The sequence below is a fragment of the Priestia sp. FSL W8-0524 genome (assembly GCF_038005965.1).
GTDB lineage: Bacteria > Bacillota > Bacilli > Bacillales > Bacillaceae_H > Priestia > Priestia zanthoxyli.
The window spans coordinates 4,375,016-4,398,030 of sequence record NZ_JBBOUG010000001.1 but is presented as its reverse complement, the minus strand read 5'-3'; the positions used below and the strand labels follow the sequence as shown (position 1 = coordinate 4,398,030).

Here is a 23,015-nt window from a genome sequence, read left to right as displayed (position 1 = left end):
ATGTTTGTATCTTATCGTTGGTTACAAGAGTATGTTGACTTATCAGGCGTAACGGCAGAAGAGTTAGCTGATAAAATCACAAAAAGTGGAATTGAAGTTGAAGGTGTAGAAAACTTAAATAAAGGCATCAGCGGAGTGGTAATTGGTCACGTTGTAGAACGTGAACAGCATCCAAATGCGGATAAATTAAGCCGCTGTCAAGTAGATCTTGGCGGAGGAGAAATCGTTCAAATCGTGTGCGGAGCACCTAACGTGGCACAAGGTCAAAAAGTAGCGGTTGCAAAAGTGGGAGCTGTACTTCCAGGTAACTTTAAAATCAAGCGTGCTAAGCTTCGCGGTGAAGAATCGAACGGTATGATTTGTTCTCTTCAAGAGCTTGGCATTGAAAGCAAGCTTGTGGCAAAAGATTATCAAGAAGGCATCTTCGTCTTCCCAAGTGATGCTGAAGTAGGAGCGGATGCGCTAGATGCATTAAACTTAAACGATGAAGTATTAGAACTAGGGCTAACACCAAATCGTTCAGACTGCTTAAGTATGTTAGGTGTAGCACATGAGGTGGCTGCTATTTTACGTCGTGAAGTGAAGTATCCGTCAGTAAACGTGCAAACGTCTGATGAGCAAGCAGCTGATTATATTTCCGTTAAAGTAGAGGCAAAAGAAGACAATCCCCTTTACGTAGCGCGCGTTGTGAAAAACGTAAAAATTGCTCCGTCACCATTATGGATGCAAACGCGTTTAATGGCAGCTGGTATTCGACCTCATAACAACGTTGTTGATATTACCAACTATATTTTGCTTGAATACGGCCAGCCGCTGCATGCTTTTGACTATGATCGTCTTGGTTCAAAAGAAATTGTTGTACGTCACGCGTCAGAAGGCGAGAAATTTGTAACGCTTGACGATCAAGAGCGCGTATTAAAAGGCAATCAGCTTGTTATTACAAACGGCAGTGAACCGGTAGCCCTTGCAGGTGTAATGGGGGGAGCAAACTCTGAAGTAAAAGACGATACGGTAAATGTTCTTATTGAATCAGCTTACTTCAAAGGTTTAACAGTTCGTCAAGCTTCCAAAGACCACGGTCTTCGCAGTGAGGCAAGTGCTCGTTTTGAAAAAGGAATTGATCCTAACCGTACGCGTGTAGCTGCTGACCGCGCAGCAGAATTAATGGCTGAATACGCTTCAGGTGAAGTGGTAAGCGGTACTGTAGAAGTAGATACACTAACTGTGGAACCTGCTGTTGTAGCTGTGTCACTTGGACGTATTAACAATGTGCTCGGTACAGAACTGTCGATGGAAGAAGTACAAGATATTATGAACCGTCTTCAATTTGAAAGCAAAGTCGAAGATGAAACCATCGTTGTAACGGTACCGACTCGTCGAGGCGATATTACAATTGAAGAAGATATCGTGGAGGAAGTAGCGCGCATGTATGGTTATGACAACCTTCCTACAACGCTTCCTGTAACAGTGGCAACTCCAGGAAAATTAACAGAGTATCAGCTTGGACGCCGTAAAGTTCGCCGTTTCTTAGAGGGAGCAGGGCTAGCGCAAACAACAACCTATTCGTTAACGAGCGCTGAAAAAGCTACTCAGTTTGCACTCAATGCAACAAGTACGATTGGTTTAGCAATGCCGATGAGTGAAGATCGCAGCATCCTTCGTCAAAGCTTAGTGCCTCATTTACTTGAAGCAGTGAAGCACAATAATGCTCGTCAATCGGATTCTATTGCGCTATACGAAACAGGCTCAGTGTTCTTATCTAAAGGTGAAGGGGAATTACCGGATGAGCAGGAGCGCGTAGCTGGTGCAATCACGGGTCTATGGCATGCTCACGGCTGGCAAGGTGAAAAGAAAGTCGTTGATTTCTATGTGATTAAAGGTGTACTAGAAGGGTTATTTGCACAGCTTGGTTTAGAGAAACGAATCTCATATGCTCCCGTTAAAAAAGACGGTATGCACCCTGGACGTACAGCGGCTGTATGGTTAGATGAAAAAGAAATTGGATACGTGGGTCAAGTTCATCCTGTTGCTCAGAAACAGTATGGCCTTCGTGAAACATACGTGTTTGAATTACACCTTCAAGAGCTATTAGCTGCAGATGTCGAAGAAGTTCGTTATTCAGCTATTCCAAGATTCCCATCTATTACACGTGATATTGCACTTGTTGTAGATAAAAACGTTCTTGCAGGAGAAGTTCAGCGCGTCATCTATACGACGGGCGGAGAACTTTTAAAAGACGTGACAGTATTTGATCTATATGAAGGCGAGCGTATGGAAGAAGGCAAGAAATCTGTAGCTTTCTCTTTACGTTACTTAGATCCTGAACGTACATTAACAGATGAAGAAGTAGCAAAAGCACATGGTGCAGTTTTAGAAGCTGTTGAAAAAGAATTTGGTGCAACGCTTCGTTCATAAGAATAAAAAAAGAGATGTGGATTTCCACATCTCTTATTTTTTAGCTAATTTTAAAGCTTTTTCTGTATTAGCAAAATGGATTTTAGCTAAAGAGTTCAGCGCATTGACGCCATGTTTTTTAATAATTTTAGCAGCGGCTATATCAACTTGTGCTCCAGCTCCGCGAGGAATGACCATCCCCGTCTTTTCCGTTAGTAAATCCATTTGTTTTAAAAATGCGTATCTGGCAATAATGGAAGCAGCGGCTACAGATAAATGAACGCTTTCTCCTTTTGTACTGAAAAAGACATTTTCTTTGATAATCTCTTTTTCCTTTACGATGTGTTTATAATAGGTGTTTTTTTCAACAAACTGGTCAATTAAAATCGCATCAGGTTTTTCAGGATCCAATTTTTTTAACACGTTGGATAAAGCTTTGTTGTGCAACAGAGCTTTCATTTTACCTTGTGACATGCCTTTTTCTTGAAATGCATTATACTTTTCGTTATGTAAGACAAGCAAACTGTAAGGAATAAACGAAACAAGCTGCTTGGCAATTTCAATGATTTTAGCATCCGTTAACTCTTTTGAATCTCGTACTCCTAATTCTTTTAACAAAGGAAGCTGCTCTTTTTGAACATAGGCAGCAACTACGGTCATGGGACCAAAATAATCTCCCGTTCCTACTTCATCAGAACCAATGACCGATAGTGAACTGAAGTTTGATGGGAGGTGTGAGACGGGAGCCTTTTTAGCAGCATCTAAAGGACCTCCCCACTTAGCTGCTTCTGTTTCAGCTTCTTTTCCTTGAAAAAGTACTTTTCCAGAGCGGTATGCAGTGATAGAACAGCCGGGAGTTTTAGCCGAAAAAATACTTCCCTGCGGCAATTTAGGCTGCAAATAGGATGTGTAATGAAGCTTCATTTTAGCTATCTGATCAGCTGATACCTTAATAACAGCATGTGACATAATGCTTCACTCCTTTCGGGGTATTTTAGTTTACTTTATAAGCACTATCCCTTATGATAGCTTAAATATAGATATGTTTCCATTGAAGTCTTCTTCGTGGTATGATAGGGATTAGGATTTTTCGTGGAACGGAGGATTTTCTCGTGTCAAGACAAGATAAAACACGTGCGACAGTTGACATCTTTGGTCAGCAGTACAGCATCGTCGGTAGCGAAAGTACAAGCCATATTCGACTTGTCGCCTCTATAGTGGATGAAAAAATGCGTGAAATCAGTACTAAAAACCCTTCTTTAGATATCAATAAATTAGCAGTATTAACAGCTGTGAATGCTGTACACGAATATATAAAACTGAAAGAAGACTATGAGAGACTTGAACAAAAACTTTATGGAAAAGAGGAATGACTGAGTCAATGCTTAATATCATTTTAATTATATTGCTTCTTTTAGGCTTTGTAACAGGTCTTAAAAGGGGATTTATTTTGCAGCTCATTCATATTGTCAGTTTTGCGGTTTCGTTTATCGTCGCTTATATGTTTAGTGGAGATTTGGCAAGCCGACTTCGCTTGTTGATTCCGTTTCCAGACAATATTCAGCAGCAAAGTGTCGCATCGTTTGTATTTGATTCTGGAACGATAGAAGACGCTTTTTATCGAATGATTGCATTTGCGATTTTATTTTTTGCTACTCACATTGTACTTCGCCTTGCAGGCTCTGTTTTAACGGCTTTAACCGAACTGCCAATTCTGCGCCAGTTAAATAAATGGGGCGGAGGTGCACTTGGATTCGTTGAAGTGTATATCATCGTTTTTATTTTGTTATACATTGGAGCCGTGATTCCTGTAAGTGAAATTCAAACGCCAATTCAACAGTCTTCAATTGCAATCAATATCGTACAAAATACTCCATACTTATCGTCTGCCATTCAAGATTTGTGGACTCAGTATGGTGTAATGTAATGAAATTACAATAGCTTGTTGAGAGGGTGTGTCGAAAGTGTCATAATACTTTTGAGATACCCTCTTTTTTTATCGCAGTCTGTTCTGCGGTTTTCACGGAGATAAAAGTATGTCTAGATAAAAATTTGAGAGAGTACATATGTCACTCATCATGTGTTGAAAGTTTCGTTATTATGATAATAGGCTGGTGAAAAGAGATGAATAAAAAGGATATTATTAAATTGTTAGAAACAATTGCTACATATATGGAATTAAAAGGAGATAACCCTTTTAAAATTTCTGCTTTTCGAAAAGCAGCTGCAGCGCTAGAAACGGACGAGAGAACGCTGACAGAGATTGAGGATTTTACCAAGCTCCAAGGGATTGGTAAAGGAACGGCCGCAGTTATTACAGAGTATATGGAAACAAATGAGTCAAGCGTACTAGAAGAACTAAAGCAAGAAGTTCCTGAAGGACTTATTCCTCTGCTTAAGCTGCCGGGGCTTGGAGGTAAAAAAATCGCTAAATTATATAAAGAGCTAGATATTAAAGACATGGAATCACTGCATCAGGCCTGTATGGAAAATCGAGTGCAGGGACTAAGCGGTTTTGGTAAAAAGACGGAAGAGAAAATTATCGCTGCTATTGAAGAGTTTGGGAAACGTCCTGATCGTTTGCCTCTTGCTTTTATGCTTCCAATAGCGGAAGAAATTTTAGAAGCCCTTAAACATATGCATAGTATTGAGCGTTTTTCTCAAGCAGGGAGCATTCGCCGCATGAGAGAAACTGTAAAAGATCTTGATTTTATTATTTCAACAGCTGAGCCTCATGCTGTCCGTGAACAGCTAGTATCGCTGCCAAATGTGAAGGATGTCATTGCAAATGGAGATACAAAAGTATCGGTAACGTTAGCCTATGAGTACGATGTGTCCGTGGATTTTCGTCTTGTAGAAGATAAAGCGTTTGCCACGACGCTTCATCATTTTACAGGATCAAAAGATCATAATGTGCGCATGCGTCAATTAGCAAAAGAACGCGGTGAAAAAATTAGCGAGTATGGCGTTGAAAATGCGGAGACAGGCGAAGTTATGACATTTGAGTCTGAACAAGCATTCTATGAACATTTTGGGCTGTCTTTTATTCCGCCGGAACTTCGTGAAGATGGAACGGAAGTAGATGCATTTATAAAACCTCAAACGCTTGTGACCTACGGTGCGGTAAAAGGTGATTTGCATATGCACTCCACGTGGAGCGACGGAGCGTATTCAATTGAAGAAATGGCGGAAGCATGTCGCGCGCGAGGCTATGAATACATGGCGATTACAGACCACTCTCAGTATTTAAAAGTAGCTAACGGTTTAACGCCTGAACGCATTCGCAAACAGCGTGAAGAAATTAATCGTTTAAACGCACAGTTCGATGATTTTACAATACTAGCAGGAATTGAAATGGATATTTTGCCCGATGCAACACTTGATTATGATGATGAAATGCTAGCTGAGCTAGATTTTGTTATTGCGTCCATTCACTCTAGTTTTTCACAATCACGCGAAGAAATTATGAATCGTTTAAAGCAAGCGTTAAATAATGTTCATGTAGATTTAATCGCTCATCCGACCGGTCGTTTGATTGGTCGCCGCAACGGATATGATGTAGATATTGATGTGCTAATTGAATTAGCTAAGGAAACAAAAACGGCTCTTGAACTAAACGCGAATCCAAACCGTTTAGATTTAGCCGCTGAGCACATAAAAAAAGCACAAGAGGCAGGAGTTAAAATTGCAATTAATACAGATGCTCACAATCTAGACATGCTAGAGCATATGGAAATTGGAATATCTACGGGAATTAAAGGCTGGCTTAAACCAGAAACGGTATTAAATACGTATAGCCTCAAAGAATTAACCGCCTTTTTAAATCGACATAAATAAGCAACAGGAGGAATCAGTTTTGCAATCACGTATTTTCCATGTACTAGAGTTTAATAAAGTTAAGGAACAGCTTCAGAAAAAAGTAGCTTCTTCTTTAGGCCGAGAAAAAGTAGCGAATTTGATTCCCTCGACTCAGTATGAAGAAGTAGTCAAATGGCAGGAAGCAACAGATGAAGCTACAACCGTGCTGCGATTGCGTGGCAACGTACCGCTAGGAGGCATCTTTGACGTTCGACCTAGCGTAAAGCGCGCTGAAATTGGAGGAACGCTAAGCTCTAATGAACTTCTTGATGTAGCAAGTACTATTTATGCTGCAAGACAAGTCAAGCAATTTATCGAGCAAGTAGTAGAAGACGAAGATTTACAGCTTCCAATTATAATTGAACATATCGAAAAACTAATGCCTCTTCCTGAGGTAGAACAAACAATTAAAATGAGCATTGATGAGAATGGCACAGTACTAGACGGTGCAAGCGACCAGCTAAGAGGCATTCGTCAAAAACTTCGCTCGACGGAGTCTCGTATTCGCGAAAAGCTAGAAAGTCTTATTCGCTCCTCGTCTGCTCAGAAAATGTTGTCAGATGCGATTGTTACCATTCGAAACGAACGTTTCGTTATTCCTGTTAAGCAAGAATATCGCAGTGCGTATGGAGGCATTGTGCACGATCAGTCTTCATCTGGAGCAACGTTATTTATTGAGCCACAGGCGATTGTGACGTTAAATAATGAGCTTCAAGAAGCAAAAGTAAAAGAAAAACAAGAAATTGAGCGTATTCTTATTGCTCTAACCGTTCAGGTAGCGGAAGTGGCAAATGAACTCCGTCAAAACGTTTATTTGTTGGGTGAGCTGGACTTCATGTTTGCTAAAGGGCGCTATAGCCATGAGCTAAAAGCTTCAAAACCTAAAATGAACGATCGAGGCTATATTAAGTTAGTGAAGGCAAAACATCCTCTTATTGCACAGGAAGATGTCGTTGCAAATGATATTGAGCTAGGTGATCAATATACGTCTATCGTTATTACAGGACCAAATACCGGCGGTAAAACCGTAACGTTAAAAACACTTGGGTTATTCACATTAATGGCTCAAGCAGGTTTGCAGATTCCTGCGCTGGATGGATCGGAAATGGCTGTGTTTAAACACGTATTTGCTGATATTGGAGATGAGCAGTCCATTGAACAAAGTCTGAGTACCTTTTCATCTCATATGGTCAACATTGTAGATATTTTACAAAAAGTAGATCATGAAAGTCTGGTCTTGTTCGATGAATTGGGAGCCGGAACAGATCCCCAAGAAGGTGCAGCGCTTGCGATTTCGATTTTAGATCAAGTATATGAAAGAGGCGCTCGCGTAGTTGCGACTACTCACTATCCTGAATTAAAAGCGTACGGCTATAACCGTGAAGGAGTGGTCAATGCTAGCGTAGAGTTCGATATTGAAACATTGAGCCCTACTTACAAGCTGCTGATTGGTGTACCGGGTCGAAGCAATGCTTTTGAAATTTCAAAACGTTTAGGTTTAAGTGCAGAAGTAATTGAACGTGCCAAAGGCTATATTGGCTCAGAAACAAATAAAGTAGAAAATATGATCGCTTCTCTTGAAGATAGCCGCCGTCAATCTGAACATGAGCTAGAAGAAGCTGAACAGCTAAGAAAAGAGGCTCAGAAGCTTCATAAAGAATTACAGAGTCAGATTATTGAGTTTAATGAAAAACGAGATAAGCTGTACGAAAAAGCTGAAGAAAAAGCTCAAGCCACAGTTCAAGCAGCATCTGAAGAAGCAGAGAAAATCATTAGCGATTTGCGTAAAATGAGTCAAAAAAATCATGCGCTTGTAAAAGAGCATGAATTGATTGAAGCACGTAAGCGTCTAGAAGATGCAGTTCCAACTCTTGAAAAAAGTAAAAAGAAACCGGCTGTGCCGAAAAAACAAGAGCGCACTCTTCAAGCTGGAGATGAAGTGAAAGTCTTAAGCTGGGGACAAAAAGGAACGCTTGTGGAACGAGTAAGTAATAATGAATGGCAAGTGCAAATGGGAATCATGAAAATGAAGGTGAAAGAAAAAGATCTCGAATATATTAGTTCCCCAAAACCTGTAGAAACAAAGCCGCTTGCTACGGTAAAAGGAAAAGATTATCATGTAAATCTAGAACTGGATTTAAGAGGAGAGCGCTATGAAAATGCGCTGATTCGAGTTGAAAAATATATTGATGATGCTTTGTTAGCCAACTATCCGCGCGTTTCGATTATCCACGGTAAAGGAACTGGAGCTCTTCGTAAAGGTGTACAGGAATATTTGAAAAATCATCGTTCTGTTAAAAATATTCGTTTCGGAGAAGCTTCTGAAGGAGGTTCTGGCGTTACGGTTGTGGAATTTAAGTAAAAGAATGCTGAGATAAAGGTGTCAGTCGATGCGCTGAACAAGCATATATGAAGATGGAAAATCCGACATGGCTCATGAACTATGTTGGGTTTTCTATCTCTTTTAAGAACGATGCAAGTAAAGGAAAGAGACCTGTCAGTTCATTAGGTGGAGTGTAATATAAATTAGGAGTGATGCAAAAATGAGGGATTTTTGGAAAGACCCGTATATTGAATCCGCCGCTTATTACAGCGTGGTTGTCTTGAGCATTGTCGTCTTTCTTGTTGTGTTTGAGCTCGTTACTAAATATAAGAATTGGGAAGAGATTCAAAAAGGAAATATGGCTGTTGCGATGGCAACAGGTGGGAAAATATTTGGATTAGCTAATATTTTTCGCTATTCAATTGAGCATAACGACAATTTGTTAAGAATGCTTGGATGGGGAATATATGGGTTTGTTCTTTTACTAGTCAGCTATTTTATTTTCGAATTTTTGACGCCGAAATTTCGAATCGATGATGAAATTGAACAAGATAACAGAGCCGTTGGGTTTATTTCACTTGTTATTTCAATCGGTATGTCCTATGTAATAGGAGCAGGGATAGGATAGGAGAGAGTCATGGAGAAGTTAGCGAAAATTTTACTCATTTTATGCGGAGTGTTTATGCTTATTGGTCTTATCTATTTATCTATATAGCTTTTCCTAACATTGTGATGACAGCAAAAAAGCTGGCCTTAAAGCAGGTCAGCTTTTTTAATGATTACTTCCATACATCTTCAGCAATTGAAATCACGTGCTTTACTTTATCCCACTGCTGTTCTTCAGTTAGTAAATTTCCTTCTTCTGTAGAAGCAAATCCGCACTGGGGACTCAAACAAATTTGATCAAGAGAAACAAATTCTGCCGCTTCAGCAATTCGTTTTTTCACTGCTTCAGGATCTTCTAAATCTCCAAATTTTGATGTGATAAGACCAAGGACAATCTGAAGGTCATTTCGCTTTACATGTCGAAGAGGTTCAAATCCTCCTGAGCGTTCATCATCAAATTCTAAAAATAGTCCATCTACGTTTAACTGACTGAAAATAGCTTTTGAAGCATTTTCATATCCGCCGCTTGCTGTATAAGTAGACTGGAAATTCCCTCTGCAAATATGCATTGTAATAACCATATCATCTGGCTTATGCGCAATGGATTCATTGATCGCATCTGTAAAACGTTTCAGTAATTCTTGGGGCGTAAATCCTTTTGACGCGATTTGTTCTTGTCCTTTTTCTGAGAAAAAGACCGCCCACGCAGTATCATCTAACTGTAAATAGCGGCATCCAGCATCATAAAATGCTTGAATGGCTTTTTGGTATGTTTTAACTAAATCAGCAAAAAATACATCCGTATCCGAGTAAGCAGACTCTTCAATATGACCTCTGAAAAACAGCATATTGGGACTTGGAATGGTGAACTTAGCCACGTGTTCTTTTCCGGCCGCTTGATGAAGAAATTTATAATCTTCAATCATAGGGTGGTGATTAAAATCTAGTTTTCCAGTAACTTTTATACCGTGAGCTTTTGTTTGGACCCCGTGAAACTGAATTCCCGACTCTGCTTCGTAAAGTTCTACGCCCACAAGTTCTGATAGAAAATCAAAGTGCCACCACGCACGGCGAAACTCACCGTCTGTTATGGCTTTTAATCCAATTTGTTTTTGCTTTTCTACGAGCTTACTAATTTCTTCATCTTCAATTGCTCGAAGCTGTTTCTTTGTCATTTCCCCGTTTTCTACCTGTAATCGTGCTTGCTTGATACGCTCAGGACGCAAAAAGCTTCCAACGTGATCTGCTTTGAACGGTCCTTTAGTCAATGTTGTTATCAATTCATACAGCTCCTTAAAAAAAATCTAATTTTTATTATATACAAAAAATTCGGATAATGTACAGGGATAAATCCAATTTTTATTTATTACGCTGCAGGATGAAAGAGTGATTAGACAGGAAAGAGAACATTCAATAACGATTGCATCTAAAAAAAGAATGAACTATAATTTTAATTAGAAAATTCTAATTTTTTATTTTTTTGAGGGAGAGGATACGTGTGGAATCCACCGAAAAGATATGGCTTTCTCAATACCCAGAGGAAATATCTGCTACGCTTCATTATGAGCAAAAAAATTTAGCACAGCTTTTTGAAGAAGCAGTTCAAAAAGCCCCTAAAAAAAACGCAATCTATTTTCTAGGGAAAAAAATGACGTTTTCCCAACTGCATCAAGATTCTTTGAAACTGTCATCTTACCTTATTGAACTGGGATTAAAAAAAGGGGATAGAGTAGCCATTATGCTTCCAAATTGCCCTCAAGCTGTCATTTCCTTTTATGCTGTTCTTCTTGCCGGAGGAGTAGTCGTTCAAACAAACCCTTTGTATACGGAAAGGGAGTTAGAGTATCAGCTGAATGATTCAGAAGCGACCATGATTATTGCACTCGATTTGCTATATCCGCGTGTAGTAAAAATGAAAGCGTTAACAAGTGTAAAACACGTAGTCATCACCTCTATTCAAGACTATCTCCCATTTCCCAAAAACATAATCTATCCATTTATTCAGCGCAAACAGCAGAAGATAAGCGTGGATGTGAGTCATACGGAGACTACTCATTTATTTAAACGCATTATAAGTGAATCCTCTCCAGCAGTATGTAATGCTGAGGGAATTTCAGACGAAGATATCGCGATTTTACAATACACCGGGGGAACAACAGGTTTTCCAAAAGGAGTCATGCTTACTCATAAAAACTTGGTAGCCAATGCAACGATGTGTTCACATTGGTTATACCGCTGCAAGCATGGAGAAGAAAAAGTGCTTGGAATTATCCCGTTTTTTCATGTGTATGGTTTAACAACGGTTCTTGTTCTATCGGTTTTGCAAAACTACGAGATGGTGCTTCTGCCTAAATTTGATGCAAAAACGACGCTCAAAACCATTCATAAGCAGCAGCCTACTTTATTTCCAGGTGCTCCGACAATTTACATCGCATTATTAAACCATCCTGATTTAGCAAAATACAACCTATCTTCTATTGATTCATGTATGAGCGGTTCGGCTCCTCTTCCTGTGGAAGTGCAGGAGCAGTTTGAAAAGCTCACTGGAGGTAAACTAGTGGAAGGATATGGATTGACGGAAACCTCTCCTGTTACTCATGCTAATTTTCTTTGGAAAGAGAGAATACCAGGAAGCATTGGAGTGCCTTGGCCAGACACAGATGCCAAAATTCTCTCGTTTGAAACAGGTAAAGAAGCTGCTGTAAGCGAAGTAGGAGAAATTGCGGTTAAAGGTCCTCAGGTCATGAAAGGATATTGGAAGCAGCCTGAAGAAACGGAGGCTGTTATGCGAGACGGGTGGTTGCTAACAGGTGATGTTGGCTATATGGATAATAAAGGTTATTTTTATGTAGTAGATCGAAAGAAAGATATTATTATTGCCGGGGGATATAATATCTATCCTCGAGAAGTTGAAGAAGTATTATATGAGCATGAAAAAATTCAAGAAGCTGTAGTGGTAGGTGTTCCTGACCCATATAGAGGAGAAACAGTGAAGGCTTACATTGTATTAAAAAATGGTGTAAGATGTACTGAAGAAGAGTTAAATGAGTTTTCTAGAAAGTATTTAGCTGCTTATAAAGTTCCGCGCCTTTATGAATTTCGAAATGAGCTTCCAAAAACAGCGGTCGGGAAGATTCTGCGACGAGCACTGATTGAAGAAGAAAATGAAAAGCATAAAAAGGCGACGTAATCGATCGTCGCCTTTGATTTTTTTGCTGAAACATAATTGACAGATACTTGCGGTTTCTTTATTATAAAGATATGAATGAATAATCATTCATATTTTAAAGGAGCGTATAAGATTGAGAAGAAATAAGCCAAAGTATAAGCAGATTATCGATGCAGCTGTAGTAGTAATAGCAGAAAACGGATACCACAATGCTCAGGTTTCTAAAATTGCTAAGCAGGCTGGAGTTGCAGACGGTACGATATATTTATATTTTAAAAACAAAGAAGATGTCTTGATTTCCTTATTTCAAGAGAAGATGGGACAGTTTGTAGAAAAAATTTATGAAGAACTGGCGGGAATTGAAACTGCGGCAGAAAAACTTCACGTATTAATTGACAAGCATTTTTCGTTTCTAGCGGAGGATCATCATTTAGCTACAGTGACACAGCTTGAACTGCGTCAATCGAACAAAGATTTAAGATTGAAAATTAACGATGTATTAAAAGATTATCTGACTCTCATTGATTCTATTTTACAGACAGGAATCGAAACGGGTGAGTTTTCTGAAAATATAGATATTCGTCTTGCGCGACAGATGATTTTTGGAACGATTGATGAAACTGTCACAACATGGGTAATGAACGATCATCGATATGGTCTAATAGAATCGGTAGATAAAGTCCATTCCCTGCTGTTAAACGGCTGCAGCGGCTCATAATCGTAAGTGAGCCTGCTGCTCCCTTGCGAGGGGAGAAGCGCAAGGTAATGAAAATAGAAAGAAAGGGTGGGGGAAACAAATGGAGATTATCCAGGTTGAAACTGTTGATGCAATAAGCTTCATTACGTTGAATAGACAACCTGCTAACGCTTTGTCTCAAGATTTATTAAAAGATCTTTCAAGTGTTTTAAAACATTTAGAAGATAGCAAAGAGACAAGGGTTATCGTCATTAAAGGCGAAGGGAAATTCTTTTGTGCTGGAGCTGATATAAAAGAGTTTACATCACTGCAGCAGGAAAAAGATTACGAGAAACTTGCTGTTAACGGCCAAGAGCTCTTTGAGTATATTGAAAATTACCCAAAACCAGTTATTGCAGCTATTCATGGAGCTGCTTTAGGCGGAGGATTAGAGCTTGCTATGAGCTGCCATATCCGTTTGGTAACAGAAAATGCTAAGCTGGGCTTGCCTGAACTTCAGTTAGGAATTATACCAGGGTTTGGAGGAACTCAGCGATTGCCTCGTTATGTAGGGGTTCATAAGGCTTGTGAGATGATGCTGACAAGTGATCCAATATCGGGCAGCGAGGCAGTGGAGTTAGGATTGGCAAACGCAGCTTTTGAAGAAAGTCAGCTTATCAATGAAACATTTTTACTTGCTAGAAAAATTGCCAAAAAAAGCCCAATCTCTGTTAAAGCTACCTTGCAGCTGCTTCAACATGTAAAAACAGATGCTTATTACAGCGGCATCAAAAAAGAAGCACAGTTTTTTGGAAGCGTATTCAAAAGCCGTGATGCTCAAGAAGGCGTAGCCGCTTTTATTGAAAAGCGCCAGCCTAAATTTTTAGGAAAATAAGCTTAGGAGGGGAATTGAATGAATATTTATGTGTTAGTAAAAAGAACGTTCGATACAGAGGAGAAACTTTCACTAAAAAATGGTCAAATTGTTGAAGATGGAGCTGAATTTATTATTAATCCTTACGATGAGTATGCAGTTGAAGAGGCTATTCAGCTAAAGGAAAAGCATGGCGGAGAGATTACGGTCGTGAGTGTAGGAGGGGAAGAATCAGAAAAAGAACTCCGAACAGCTTTGGCTATGGGAGCAGATAAAGCGGTTTTAATCAATACGGAAGATGACATAGAAGATGGCGATCAGTACACGACTTCTAGGCTGCTGGCACAGTACTTAAAAGAGCAATCTCCTGATTTAATCTTAGCAGGAAACGTAGCGATTGACGGAGGTTCAGGCCAGGTGGGACCGCGCGTAGCAGAACAGTTAGAAATCCCTTATATTACAACGATTACAAAGCTGGATATTGAAGGTGAAAAAGTGACGGTTGTACGCGATGTGGAAGGAGATTCGGAAGTTATTGAAACGTCGCTTCCTCTTTTAGTAACAGCTCAGCAGGGACTTAATGAGCCTCGCTATCCATCTCTTCCAGGGATTATGAAAGCAAAGAAGAAACCGTTGGTTGAAGTGGAATTAGACGATTTAGATTTAGATGAAGATGATGTAGAAGCAAAAACAAAGACAATTGAAATTTATTTACCTCCGAAAAAAGACGCGGGGCGCGTATTACAAGGAGATATAAAAGATCAAGTAACAGAGCTGGTCAATTTACTGCATAAGGAAGCAAAAGTCATTTAATAAGTCAAAAGTCAAAACAATGGGGGTATTGTAATGGGACGCAAAGTGTTAGTTCTTGGAGAAGCACGTGATGGGGGATTACGAAACGTATCGTTTGAAGCGATTTCCGCAGCGTCTACTGTAGCTGACGGGGGAGAAATTATTGCAGCGTTAGTAGGAAAGGACGTAAAATCTTTAAGTGAAGAACTTATTGCATACGGAGCAGATAAAGTTGTTGTGACGGAGCATGAAGATTTAGCTGCTTACACATCGGATGGTTACGCTCAGGCATTATTAGCCATCATTGAAAGTGAACAGCCTGAAGCTATCGTATTTGGGCATACGGCTCTTGGCAAAGATCTAGCGCCAAAACTGGCAGCTCGCTTAGATAAAGGACTTATCTCGGATGTGACGGATGTAGAAGTGGGAGGGGATCAAGTAGTCTTCACTCGCCCAATTTATTCTGGTAAAGCATTTGAGAAGAAAATCATGACCGATGCTTTTACGTTTGTCACGATTCGTCCAAATAATATTTCACCGCTTGCAAAAGATGAGGGGCGTACAGGTGATGTAGAGGATTTAAATGTTGAAATCAAAAACCTGCGTACTGTTGTAAAAGAAGTCGTACGCAAAGCAACGCAAGGGGTTGATTTGTCCGAAGCAAAAGTCGTGATTGCAGGTGGTCGAGGTGTAAAAAGCACGGAAGGTTTTGGACCTCTCCAAGAACTAGCGGACGTGTTAAATGGAGCTGTTGGAGCGTCTCGCGGAGCGTGCGATGCAGATTACTGCGACTATTCTCTTCAAATCGGTCAGACGGGCAAAGTAGTCACACCAGATTTATACATTGCCTGCGGAATTTCAGGTGCTATTCAGCATTTGGCAGGTATGTCAAATTCAAAAATTATTGTTGCAATCAATAAAGATCCTGAAGCGAATATTTTTAAAGTAGCTGACTACGGAATCGTTGGAGATTTATTTGAAGTAGTGCCTCTGCTAACGGAAGAATTTAAAAAGCTGAAAGTACAGTCTGCGTAAGATTCTCGGACAAAAGTATTTGAGACGAAGTGAAGAACGAACCGTTGATCAAGATTTTTGATTAGTGGTTCGTTTTTTTTGTTAGGGTAAACGCAGGGTAGGTCTTTCTAGCAGGTGATTGGAGGGCAAGGCGAAGACTCCTGCTAGAAAAGCGAAGTCTTGCATGGAAATCAACTGCGGTGTCGCAAGCGGTTCAACCCATGTATACTATTTGTTCGTCTTTGGATTCATTTAGTCAGGTCTCAGCCTCATGGGAAACGAAATTTTCTACGCATATTTTTAGGCAAATTGTACAAACTAGAGCGGAGAATAAACAGTATAAATGTAAGCAAAAAGTTAGCAAACCTTATTTGAAGGTGATATACTGTGAGTAGAATTTGGATATTGCATATATTTAGGAGGAATTAAAATGGCTATTGCACATGCTACAGATAAAAACTTTACAGATGAAATTAAATCAGGCCTAGTGCTTGTTGACTTTTGGGCACCATGGTGTGGCCCATGTAAAATGATTGCTCCAGTTCTTGAAGAAATTGATGGCGAACTTAACGATAAAGTTAAAATCGTAAAAGTAGACGTTGATGAAAATCAAGAAACAGCTGGAAAATTTGGTGTTATGAGTATCCCAACTTTAGTATTATTCAAAGATGGAGAGAAAGTTGATCAAGTAGTTGGTTTCCAACCAAAAGAAGCATTAACAGAATTAATTAATAAACACGCGTAAGTCAAAACCTAGCTCAGGCTAGGTTTTTTTCTTTTTCTCCACTTTTTCTCTTTTGGGAATACTTTTATTTAGCGAATATGCGTTCGTTTGTTTTATACTAGATGTAAGGAACACCGCCATAAATCCAGCTTATGTACATGTATTAAGACAGGCAAGAATGTAGGTTACGCTTCATAAGCGATTGTATAGATGGACAGAGTAAGAGAAGAGGAAGGAGAAAAGTATGAACGATTATTTAAAAGAAAAGCTGGCTATTTTACCGGATCAGCCCGGCTGTTACTTGATGAAAGATAAATATGGAACGGTCATTTACGTAGGAAAAGCAAAAGTATTAAAAAATCGAGTACGTTCCTACTTTACCGGATCTCATGACGGAAAGACGCTTCGACTTGTAAACGACATTGTCGACTTTGAATATATCGTCACATCTTCTAATTTAGAAGCGCTTATTTTAGAAATGAATTTAATTAAAAAGCATGACCCAAAATACAATATTATGCTTAAAGACGATAAGGGCTATCCGTTTATTAAGATTACAGCTGAAAAACAGCCCCGACTTGTTATTACAAGAAAAATAAAAAAAGATAAAGGGAAATACTTCGGTCCTTATCCTAATGTTCAAGCAGCAAATGAAACAAAGCGGCTTCTTGATCGCATTTATCCGTTAAGAAAGTGCTCCACTATGCCAGATAGGCCTTGTTTGTATTACCATATCGGGCAATGTCTAGCTCCTTGCGTAAAAGAGGTAAAAGAAGAGCAAAACAAACAAATTATTGAAAATATCACGCGGTTTTTAAATGGTGGATATGAGCATGTCAAAACAGAGTTAACTGAAAAAATGTTAAAAGCTTCAGAAGAACTTGACTTTGAACGGGCTAAAGAATACCGAGATCAAATTGCTCATATCGAAGCGACAATGGAAAAGCAAAAAGTAACGTTTAATGATTTTGTTAATCGAGATGTGTTTGGCTATTCTTACGATAAAGGCTGGATGTGTGTTCAAGTTTTCTTTATTCGCCAAGGGAAATTAATTGAGCGAGAAGTTTCTATGTTTCCTTTTTATAAAGAGCCAGAAGAAGATTTCTTAACTTTTATCGGTCAGTTTTATGCCAAAAATATTAAGCCAAAAGAAGTGATGGTTCCAGCAACGATTGATGCAGAGTTAGCTGAGAAGTTAGTAGAAGTAGAGGTTCAGCATCCAAAGCGAGGCAAAAAGAAAGAATTAGTAGAACTTGCGTGTAAAAATGCAAAGATTGCGCTCGGTGAAAAATTCTATTTAATTGAACGAGATGAAGAGCGTACAGTTGGCGCAGTTGAACGGTTAGGAGAAGAGCTTGGAATTGCCGCTCCTTATCGGATTGAAGCATTTGATAACTCAAATATTCAAGGAACAGACCCAGTTTCTGCGATGATTGTTTTTGTTGATGGGAAACCGGAAAAGAAAGAATATCGCAAATATAAAATTAAGACCGTAAAGGGACCAGATGATTACAGTTCCATGAGGGAAGTCGTTCGCAGACGGTATTCCAGAGCGTTAAAAGAAGGCCTTCCGCTTCCGGATTTAATTGTTGTAGATGGAGGCAAAGGGCATTTAGCTGCAGTCCAGGACGTTCTCGAAAATGAATTGGGACTTTTAGTGCCTACAGCAGGTCTTGTCAAAGATGATAAGCACAGAACCTCCAATCTGATGATTGGTGAGCCTCCTCAAATCATACCGCTTGAACGCAATAGTCAAGAATTTTATTTGCTTCAGCGAATTCAAGATGAAGTTCACCGCTTTGCGATTACCTTCCACCGTCAAGTGCGCTCTAAGTCCGCTTTTCAGTCAGTTCTGGACGACATTCCGGGAGTGGGAGAAAAGCGTAAAAAAGCTTTGTTAAAGCATTTTGGTTCGGTGAAAAAATTGAAAGAAGCAACGATTGAAGATATTCGAAATTCAGGTGTTCCTCAGAACATTGCTGAAAAAATTTATGAAACATTGCAAAAATAGTCTTGAAATAATAGAAAATATTTGATAAGCTATTAACTAATTTCATACGACACTTCATCAAATGAAGTGAAGATAGAGGTGCAAATTTAATCAGTACGCATCAGGAAGGGTATGAGCCCTTATGAACGATGCGGAAAGGGAAATTTGCCGAAGTGAACATTACCTCATAGTAATGATTGCTGGTTCTGCGTTGAATAAACGTAGGATTGTCAAGATGTAGATTCTTGGAGAGCTATCTCACGGCAGTGGACGGTTATGTTTTATAATTTTCGTTCGTTAAGCAATGAGAGCTCATCTCATTGCTTTTTTTATTGTCTGAGTAAAAAAATTTAGCTTCTCATCATCCTGCATATGCAAATTTATTGAAAAGGAATGAACAAAATTATGGCATTAATCGTTCAAAAATTTGGTGGAACATCTGTTGGTTCTGTTGAACGTATTCAACATGTAGCAAACCGTGTTATTCAAGAAGCAGAGCGCGGTAACCAAGTAGTAGTTGTTGTATCGGCAATGGGCAAAACCACAGATGCACTGGTGAAATTAGCAAGTGATATTACGGACAGTCCAAGTAAACGCGAAATGGATATGCTTCTTACAACTGGAGAACAAGTAACGATTTCCCTGTTAACAATGGCTCTTCAATTCAAAGGTCATGAAGCCACTTCGCTAACAGGTTGGCAAGCTGGTATCCAGACGGAAGCAGTTCACAGCAATGCACGAATCCAGCACATTGACACGACTCGTATTCAAAGCCAATTAGATAGAGGTCGAATCGTAGTAGTAGCTGGATTCCAAGGCTGTTCAGAAGATGGAAGCATTACAACATTAGGTCGAGGCGGCTCTGACACGACGGCAGTAGCTCTTGCCGCGGCACTAAAAGCTGCAAAATGTGATATTTATACAGACGTAACAGGAGTGTTTACGACGGATCCGCGCTACGTAGAAGATGCTCGTAAACTTCATTCTATTTCATATGACGAAATGTTAGAATTAGCCAATTTAGGAGCAGGGGTGCTGCATCCGCGCGCTGTTGAGTTTGCAAAAAATTATCAGGTACCGCTAGAAGTGCGTTCAAGCTTAGAAAACGAGAATGGAACGATTGTTGAGGAGGAAGTTTCAATGGAACAAAACTTAGTCGTAAGAGGAATTGCGTTTGAAGATAATATTTCACGGGTGACAATTGAAGGGTTAAACAACGAGTTACAAACTCTTTCTACTATTTTTACAGCATTAGCAAAAGAACAGTTAAACGTGGATATTATTATTCAAAACGTAACGGCTAATAATCGCCTCTCTATCTCATTTTCTATTAAAACTGTAGACGTAGAAGCTGCTCTTGCCGTCTTAAAAGAGTATAAATCTACCTTGGGGTATACGCGTATTGAACATGAAAGCAGTCTGGCTAAAGTATCGATTGTGGGATCTGGCATGATATCTAATCCAGGTGTTGCAGCCGAAATGTTTGAAGTGCTGGCAGGAGAGAAAATTGAAGTGAAGATGGTCAGCACGTCTGAAATTAAAGTATCTACAGTTGTACCGCATGCTGATATGGTAAAAGCTGTTGAGACGCTTCACGTAGCATTTGAATTAGAAGAGCAGCAGGCAGTGCAAGTATAAAGAAGAGAAAAAAGACGTGGTATCTCCACGTCTTTTATATATACGTATTTCTTACTTTTTATAACGCTCCGCACGGGTTTCGGTAGGTAAGATATCTTTTCGGTCCCACTGCACGGAAATCAGCACTTTTCCGTTCTTTTCTTTAGGTGTTAAGTAGGCTTCTGTTAGGCAGTTGTTTTGACGCTGAATCTGTTCAGCCACAAATCCTGACTCAAGATGAAATGAACAAGTTTCCTGCTGAAATCTTTTGCTGACCACATCACCTGATAACTCAAGCTCTAGTGAATATTTATCTTTTTTGGCAAGCGTCAGTGTTCCCCAGGAAGCTGCTTTAAAAAAAGCGACGATTTCATCCATTGTATTTAATGGATATTTACGCGCAAGGTGTTTTCCTGCCCAGTATGAGATGGTATTCGTTTCGTCTCCAAGAAGCTCTGGAATCAACACGTCACGCAAAAGACTGTATCCAAAATATGGAACGTGATCAAGAGCTCTCTCTGTTTCAGCTGCGGCATTAGGTTCTAATGTTTCCATCGTCTCTTCAAGTTCTTGCTGTGATTCTGTTTGTAAATTGCTCATGCTTTCCCCTCTTTCTTTACTACTATTATATACAAATCTAAAAAACCTCTCACGCATTTTTTTAATAAAATGTAAGAGGATCTTTATTATGGTAAAAAGAGTTAGATGTAAAGATAAAAAATCCATAAAATTACTTTTAAAAGGGTACTTTTACCTGTGTAAATGTTTTGTGAACTTGTTTACAATAAAAGTATAAAGTAAACGCTTACTTAACTGTGGCAAGCGATATTATAATAGAAAGAAAAAATCTTTAACATCAATGTAGTAAGCGTTAACAAATATAAAATTTTATAAATTTATATTTTATCACACGTGTTGATTAACCAAAATCATCCAGAAACTCCTTCGTATAGTTTTTGATAGAATTCAAGTGTTTCATAGATGGCTATTCGCCATTCTAAAGGCAGGGTAGCGCAAAGAAACAGACGTGTGAACCCTGCAAATGATAAGGGTTTTCGTGTGTTTTTCTTGCTACCTTGTATATGTAAAAACTTTAGTAAAACGTAGGCGATGAGTGCGGTGAACAACTGATTGAACACGGCGTTTGGTGTTGTACCGAATAAAATCGGTACATTTAAGTTTTGTTTGATCCAGCGAAAGAACGATTCAATGGCCCAGCGTGCTTTATACATGTCGGCAATTTCTTCTGCCGTGACGTTCATCAAGCTTGTCACAACGCGTATCTCCTTACCGTCATGATCGGTAAATTGCACGACACGCTGGCGTGTCTTTGTCTGTTTTTGTGGGGTACCAAGGATACACGTAAAATCGCCGGTCACATTCGAATCCTTTTTACGTGTACCTTTCAGCGCTTTTTTGCGATTTAACTGGATATTCTCTTTTAAGCGAATGACAAAATGTTGTTTTTCTTTCTCTGTCACGTAGCGATCGACTTTTTCAATGGAAAAATAGGCACGGTCGCCTATGAAGATAAAGCGTTTATCCTCAAGGCATGTACCAACGGGTCCGTCATGTTTTAATCCGGTTGTTTCGACAACTTGAAGAGGCATCGCAGTTTCGTTGGTGAAGCTAACATGCAGTTTAATGCCCGCGCGTTCGCCGTGATAAACTGCCCATGGTAGGCGTGTCTTCCCGACTGTTACCGTTGTCGAATCCACTGCCATCGGTATTTTTTTCATCTTGAGGGTGCGACGAGTAGCTCGGTTGAGCTTCCCGACAATGACTTCAAAAATACGTTTCATAATGGCGTAATTAAGAGCCTTCATGTGCTTGGAAAGCGAAGAATGGTCAATGGAAACGAGTCCAACACTTGGCCCAACATCGGCTGCGTGACGTAAGCTTTTCCATTCGTTTGTCGCTGCACCAATTAAATAAGAAATAAGCGTTGACACGGTACATTTTCGGGCTGTGTCAACAAAACCAAACTCGGCTAGAATCGCTTGAAGTTCAGCTTCAGAAAGAAAGTTTTGAATGAGATGTGGAGACGTGGTATTCTTATTCATGAGAGATTCCTCTTTTCGTAAATGTTGGTGTGGTAACTTACATTTTACATGAGAATCTCTCTTTTTTATTTGGTTTTATTGGAATAAATTAGATAATCAACAGGCGTGATATTTTATAGAAGATTTAAACATCTTGCCTTGACGCTCTTAATCGATGGGAGTAAAATTAACCTGTCACATACTTTATTAGGAAATGCAAAGGTTTTCATTTCCTGTATTCACGATTAATCTATTTGTCTAGTGGGAGTAAGAAAGTTCTTCACAAACTATGTTCATTTAACTAAGGGGGGTCTACGCAGATGGCGGCAAACAGAGAGTTTCAATATCGGAGAATCCATTCACTACTTGGAGTAATACCAATCGGGATTTTCTTAACACAGCATTTAGTTGTGAATCATTTCGCGACAAAGGGAGAAGAATCATTTAATCAAGCAGCTCACTTCATGGAGAGCTTACCTTTCCGCTATGCTCTAGAAATTTTCATTATTTTCTTACCAATCGTTTTTCACGCAATATACGGTCTTTACATCGCATTCACTGCTAAAACAAACGTTAACAACTATGGATTTTTCCGTAACTGGATGTTTATCCTTCAGCGTGTTTCAGGTGTAATCACACTTATCTTCATCACATGGCACGTATGGGAAACCAGAATACAAGCTGCGCTTGGAAAAGAAGTAGATTTTCAAATGATGGAACGAATTTTAAGCAACCCAGCAATGTTTGCATTCTACATAGTTGGTGTTGTATCTACGATCTTCCACTTTGCAAACGGTCTATGGTCATTTGGAGTTAGCTGGGGGTTAACTGTAACACCACGTTCTCAAAGAATTTCAACTTATGTGACATTAGCAATCTTCTTAGCACTTACATTCGTAGGTGTTCGTACATTATTCGCATTTGCATAAAATTAAG

At 39.4% G+C, this 23,015-nt stretch carries 19 protein-coding genes and 1 riboswitch; of the genes, 15 read left to right on the top strand and 4 right to left on the bottom strand.

Annotated elements, in window-relative coordinates; genetic code table 11:
* Positions 1–2,415 (top strand): phenylalanine--tRNA ligase subunit beta, encoded by a 2,415-nt coding sequence (gene pheT, locus NST66_RS22975; protein ID WP_028411765.1) that lies wholly within the window; start codon positions 1–3, stop codon positions 2,413–2,415.
* A gap of 33 nt (positions 2,416–2,448) precedes the next feature.
* Here the strand turns inward: pheT and rnhC are convergent, their stop codons facing one another.
* Positions 2,449–3,363, bottom strand: a complete 915-nt coding sequence (gene rnhC / locus NST66_RS22970) for a ribonuclease HIII (RefSeq protein WP_033579627.1) — start codon at positions 3,361–3,363, stop codon at positions 2,449–2,451.
* 143 nt (positions 3,364–3,506) lie between these two features.
* Between rnhC and zapA the strand changes: the two genes are divergently transcribed.
* The 5 genes from zapA to NST66_RS22945 all read left to right on the top strand — a co-directional run bounded on the left by zapA (position 3,507) and on the right by NST66_RS22945 (position 9,203).
* Positions 3,507–3,767: a cell division protein ZapA gene (gene zapA, locus NST66_RS22965; protein WP_013059415.1), complete on the top strand. Its 261-nt coding sequence runs from the start codon at positions 3,507–3,509 to the stop codon at positions 3,765–3,767.
* Complete coding sequence (locus tag NST66_RS22960; RefSeq protein WP_014458067.1) at positions 3,764–4,321, top strand: CvpA family protein; 558 nt, start codon at positions 3,764–3,766, stop codon at positions 4,319–4,321. Before zapA ends, NST66_RS22960 begins: the two co-directional genes overlap by 4 nt.
* Positions 4,322–4,518: 197 nt before the next feature.
* Entirely contained in the window at positions 4,519–6,231 is a 1,713-nt protein-coding gene (gene polX, locus NST66_RS22955; protein ID WP_033579628.1) for a DNA polymerase/3'-5' exonuclease PolX, read from the top strand.
* Positions 6,232–6,250: 19 nt separating this feature from the next.
* On the top strand, positions 6,251–8,614 hold the full coding sequence (locus NST66_RS22950; protein ID WP_033579629.1) for an endonuclease MutS2: 2,364 nt from the start codon (positions 6,251–6,253) through the stop codon (positions 8,612–8,614).
* A 181-nt stretch (positions 8,615–8,795) separates the two neighbouring features.
* On the top strand, positions 8,796–9,203 hold the full coding sequence (locus NST66_RS22945) for a DUF350 domain-containing protein (protein ID WP_013059411.1): 408 nt from the start codon (positions 8,796–8,798) through the stop codon (positions 9,201–9,203).
* 151 nt (positions 9,204–9,354) lie between these two features.
* Here NST66_RS22945 and NST66_RS22940 read toward each other — a convergent pair whose 3' ends face one another.
* The gene (locus NST66_RS22940; RefSeq protein ID WP_028411761.1) at positions 9,355–10,461 is read right to left on the bottom strand and encodes a 5-methyltetrahydropteroyltriglutamate--homocysteine S-methyltransferase; all 1,107 of its coding nucleotides are present in this window, start codon (positions 10,459–10,461) and stop codon (positions 9,355–9,357) included.
* A 218-nt stretch (positions 10,462–10,679) separates the two neighbouring features.
* On the opposite strand from NST66_RS22940, the gene NST66_RS22935 reads away from it, so the two are divergent.
* The 8 genes from NST66_RS22935 (at position 10,680) to NST66_RS22900 (ending at position 20,058) form a co-directional block, all read left to right on the top strand.
* Positions 10,680–12,371, top strand: coding sequence for an AMP-binding protein (locus tag NST66_RS22935; protein ID WP_340843711.1), 1,692 nt, complete (start codon positions 10,680–10,682; stop codon positions 12,369–12,371).
* A 112-nt stretch (positions 12,372–12,483) separates the two neighbouring features.
* The gene (locus NST66_RS22930) at positions 12,484–13,068 is read left to right on the top strand and encodes a TetR/AcrR family transcriptional regulator (protein WP_013059408.1); all 585 of its coding nucleotides are present in this window, start codon (positions 12,484–12,486) and stop codon (positions 13,066–13,068) included.
* A gap of 79 nt (positions 13,069–13,147) precedes the next feature.
* Positions 13,148–13,921, top strand: coding sequence for an enoyl-CoA hydratase (locus NST66_RS22925; RefSeq protein ID WP_028411759.1), 774 nt, complete (start codon positions 13,148–13,150; stop codon positions 13,919–13,921).
* 18 nt (positions 13,922–13,939) lie between these two features.
* A complete protein-coding gene (locus NST66_RS22920; protein WP_016765685.1) occupies positions 13,940–14,713 on the top strand; it encodes an electron transfer flavoprotein subunit beta/FixA family protein in 774 nt (257 codons plus the stop codon).
* A gap of 33 nt (positions 14,714–14,746) precedes the next feature.
* Entirely contained in the window at positions 14,747–15,727 is a 981-nt protein-coding gene (locus tag NST66_RS22915) for an electron transfer flavoprotein subunit alpha/FixB family protein (protein ID WP_033579632.1), read from the top strand.
* A gap of 409 nt (positions 15,728–16,136) precedes the next feature.
* Positions 16,137–16,451, top strand: a complete 315-nt coding sequence (gene trxA, locus NST66_RS22910; RefSeq protein ID WP_013059404.1) for a thioredoxin — start codon at positions 16,137–16,139, stop codon at positions 16,449–16,451.
* 223 nt (positions 16,452–16,674) lie between these two features.
* Positions 16,675–18,441, top strand: coding sequence for an excinuclease ABC subunit UvrC (gene uvrC / locus NST66_RS22905; RefSeq protein WP_028411757.1), 1,767 nt, complete (start codon positions 16,675–16,677; stop codon positions 18,439–18,441).
* 65 nt (positions 18,442–18,506) lie between these two features.
* A riboswitch (Lysine riboswitch) is annotated at positions 18,507–18,684 on the top strand.
* 141 nt (positions 18,685–18,825) lie between these two features.
* On the top strand, positions 18,826–20,058 hold the full coding sequence (locus NST66_RS22900; RefSeq protein ID WP_048019702.1) for an aspartate kinase: 1,233 nt from the start codon (positions 18,826–18,828) through the stop codon (positions 20,056–20,058).
* A 51-nt stretch (positions 20,059–20,109) separates the two neighbouring features.
* Here NST66_RS22900 and NST66_RS22895 read toward each other — a convergent pair whose 3' ends face one another.
* Both NST66_RS22895 and NST66_RS22890 read right to left on the bottom strand, forming a co-directional pair.
* Positions 20,110–20,637 (bottom strand): YslB family protein, encoded by a 528-nt coding sequence (locus tag NST66_RS22895; RefSeq protein ID WP_028411755.1) that lies wholly within the window; start codon positions 20,635–20,637, stop codon positions 20,110–20,112.
* A gap of 329 nt (positions 20,638–20,966) precedes the next feature.
* The gene (locus NST66_RS22890) at positions 20,967–22,100 is read right to left on the bottom strand and encodes an IS4 family transposase (protein WP_263046296.1); all 1,134 of its coding nucleotides are present in this window, start codon (positions 22,098–22,100) and stop codon (positions 20,967–20,969) included.
* Between the two features lie 299 nt (positions 22,101–22,399).
* Here NST66_RS22890 and NST66_RS22885 point away from each other — a divergent pair, with 299 nt between their 5' ends.
* The gene (locus NST66_RS22885) at positions 22,400–23,008 is read left to right on the top strand and encodes a succinate dehydrogenase cytochrome b558 subunit (protein ID WP_028411754.1); all 609 of its coding nucleotides are present in this window, start codon (positions 22,400–22,402) and stop codon (positions 23,006–23,008) included.
* Positions 23,009–23,015: the final 7 nt, after the last annotated feature.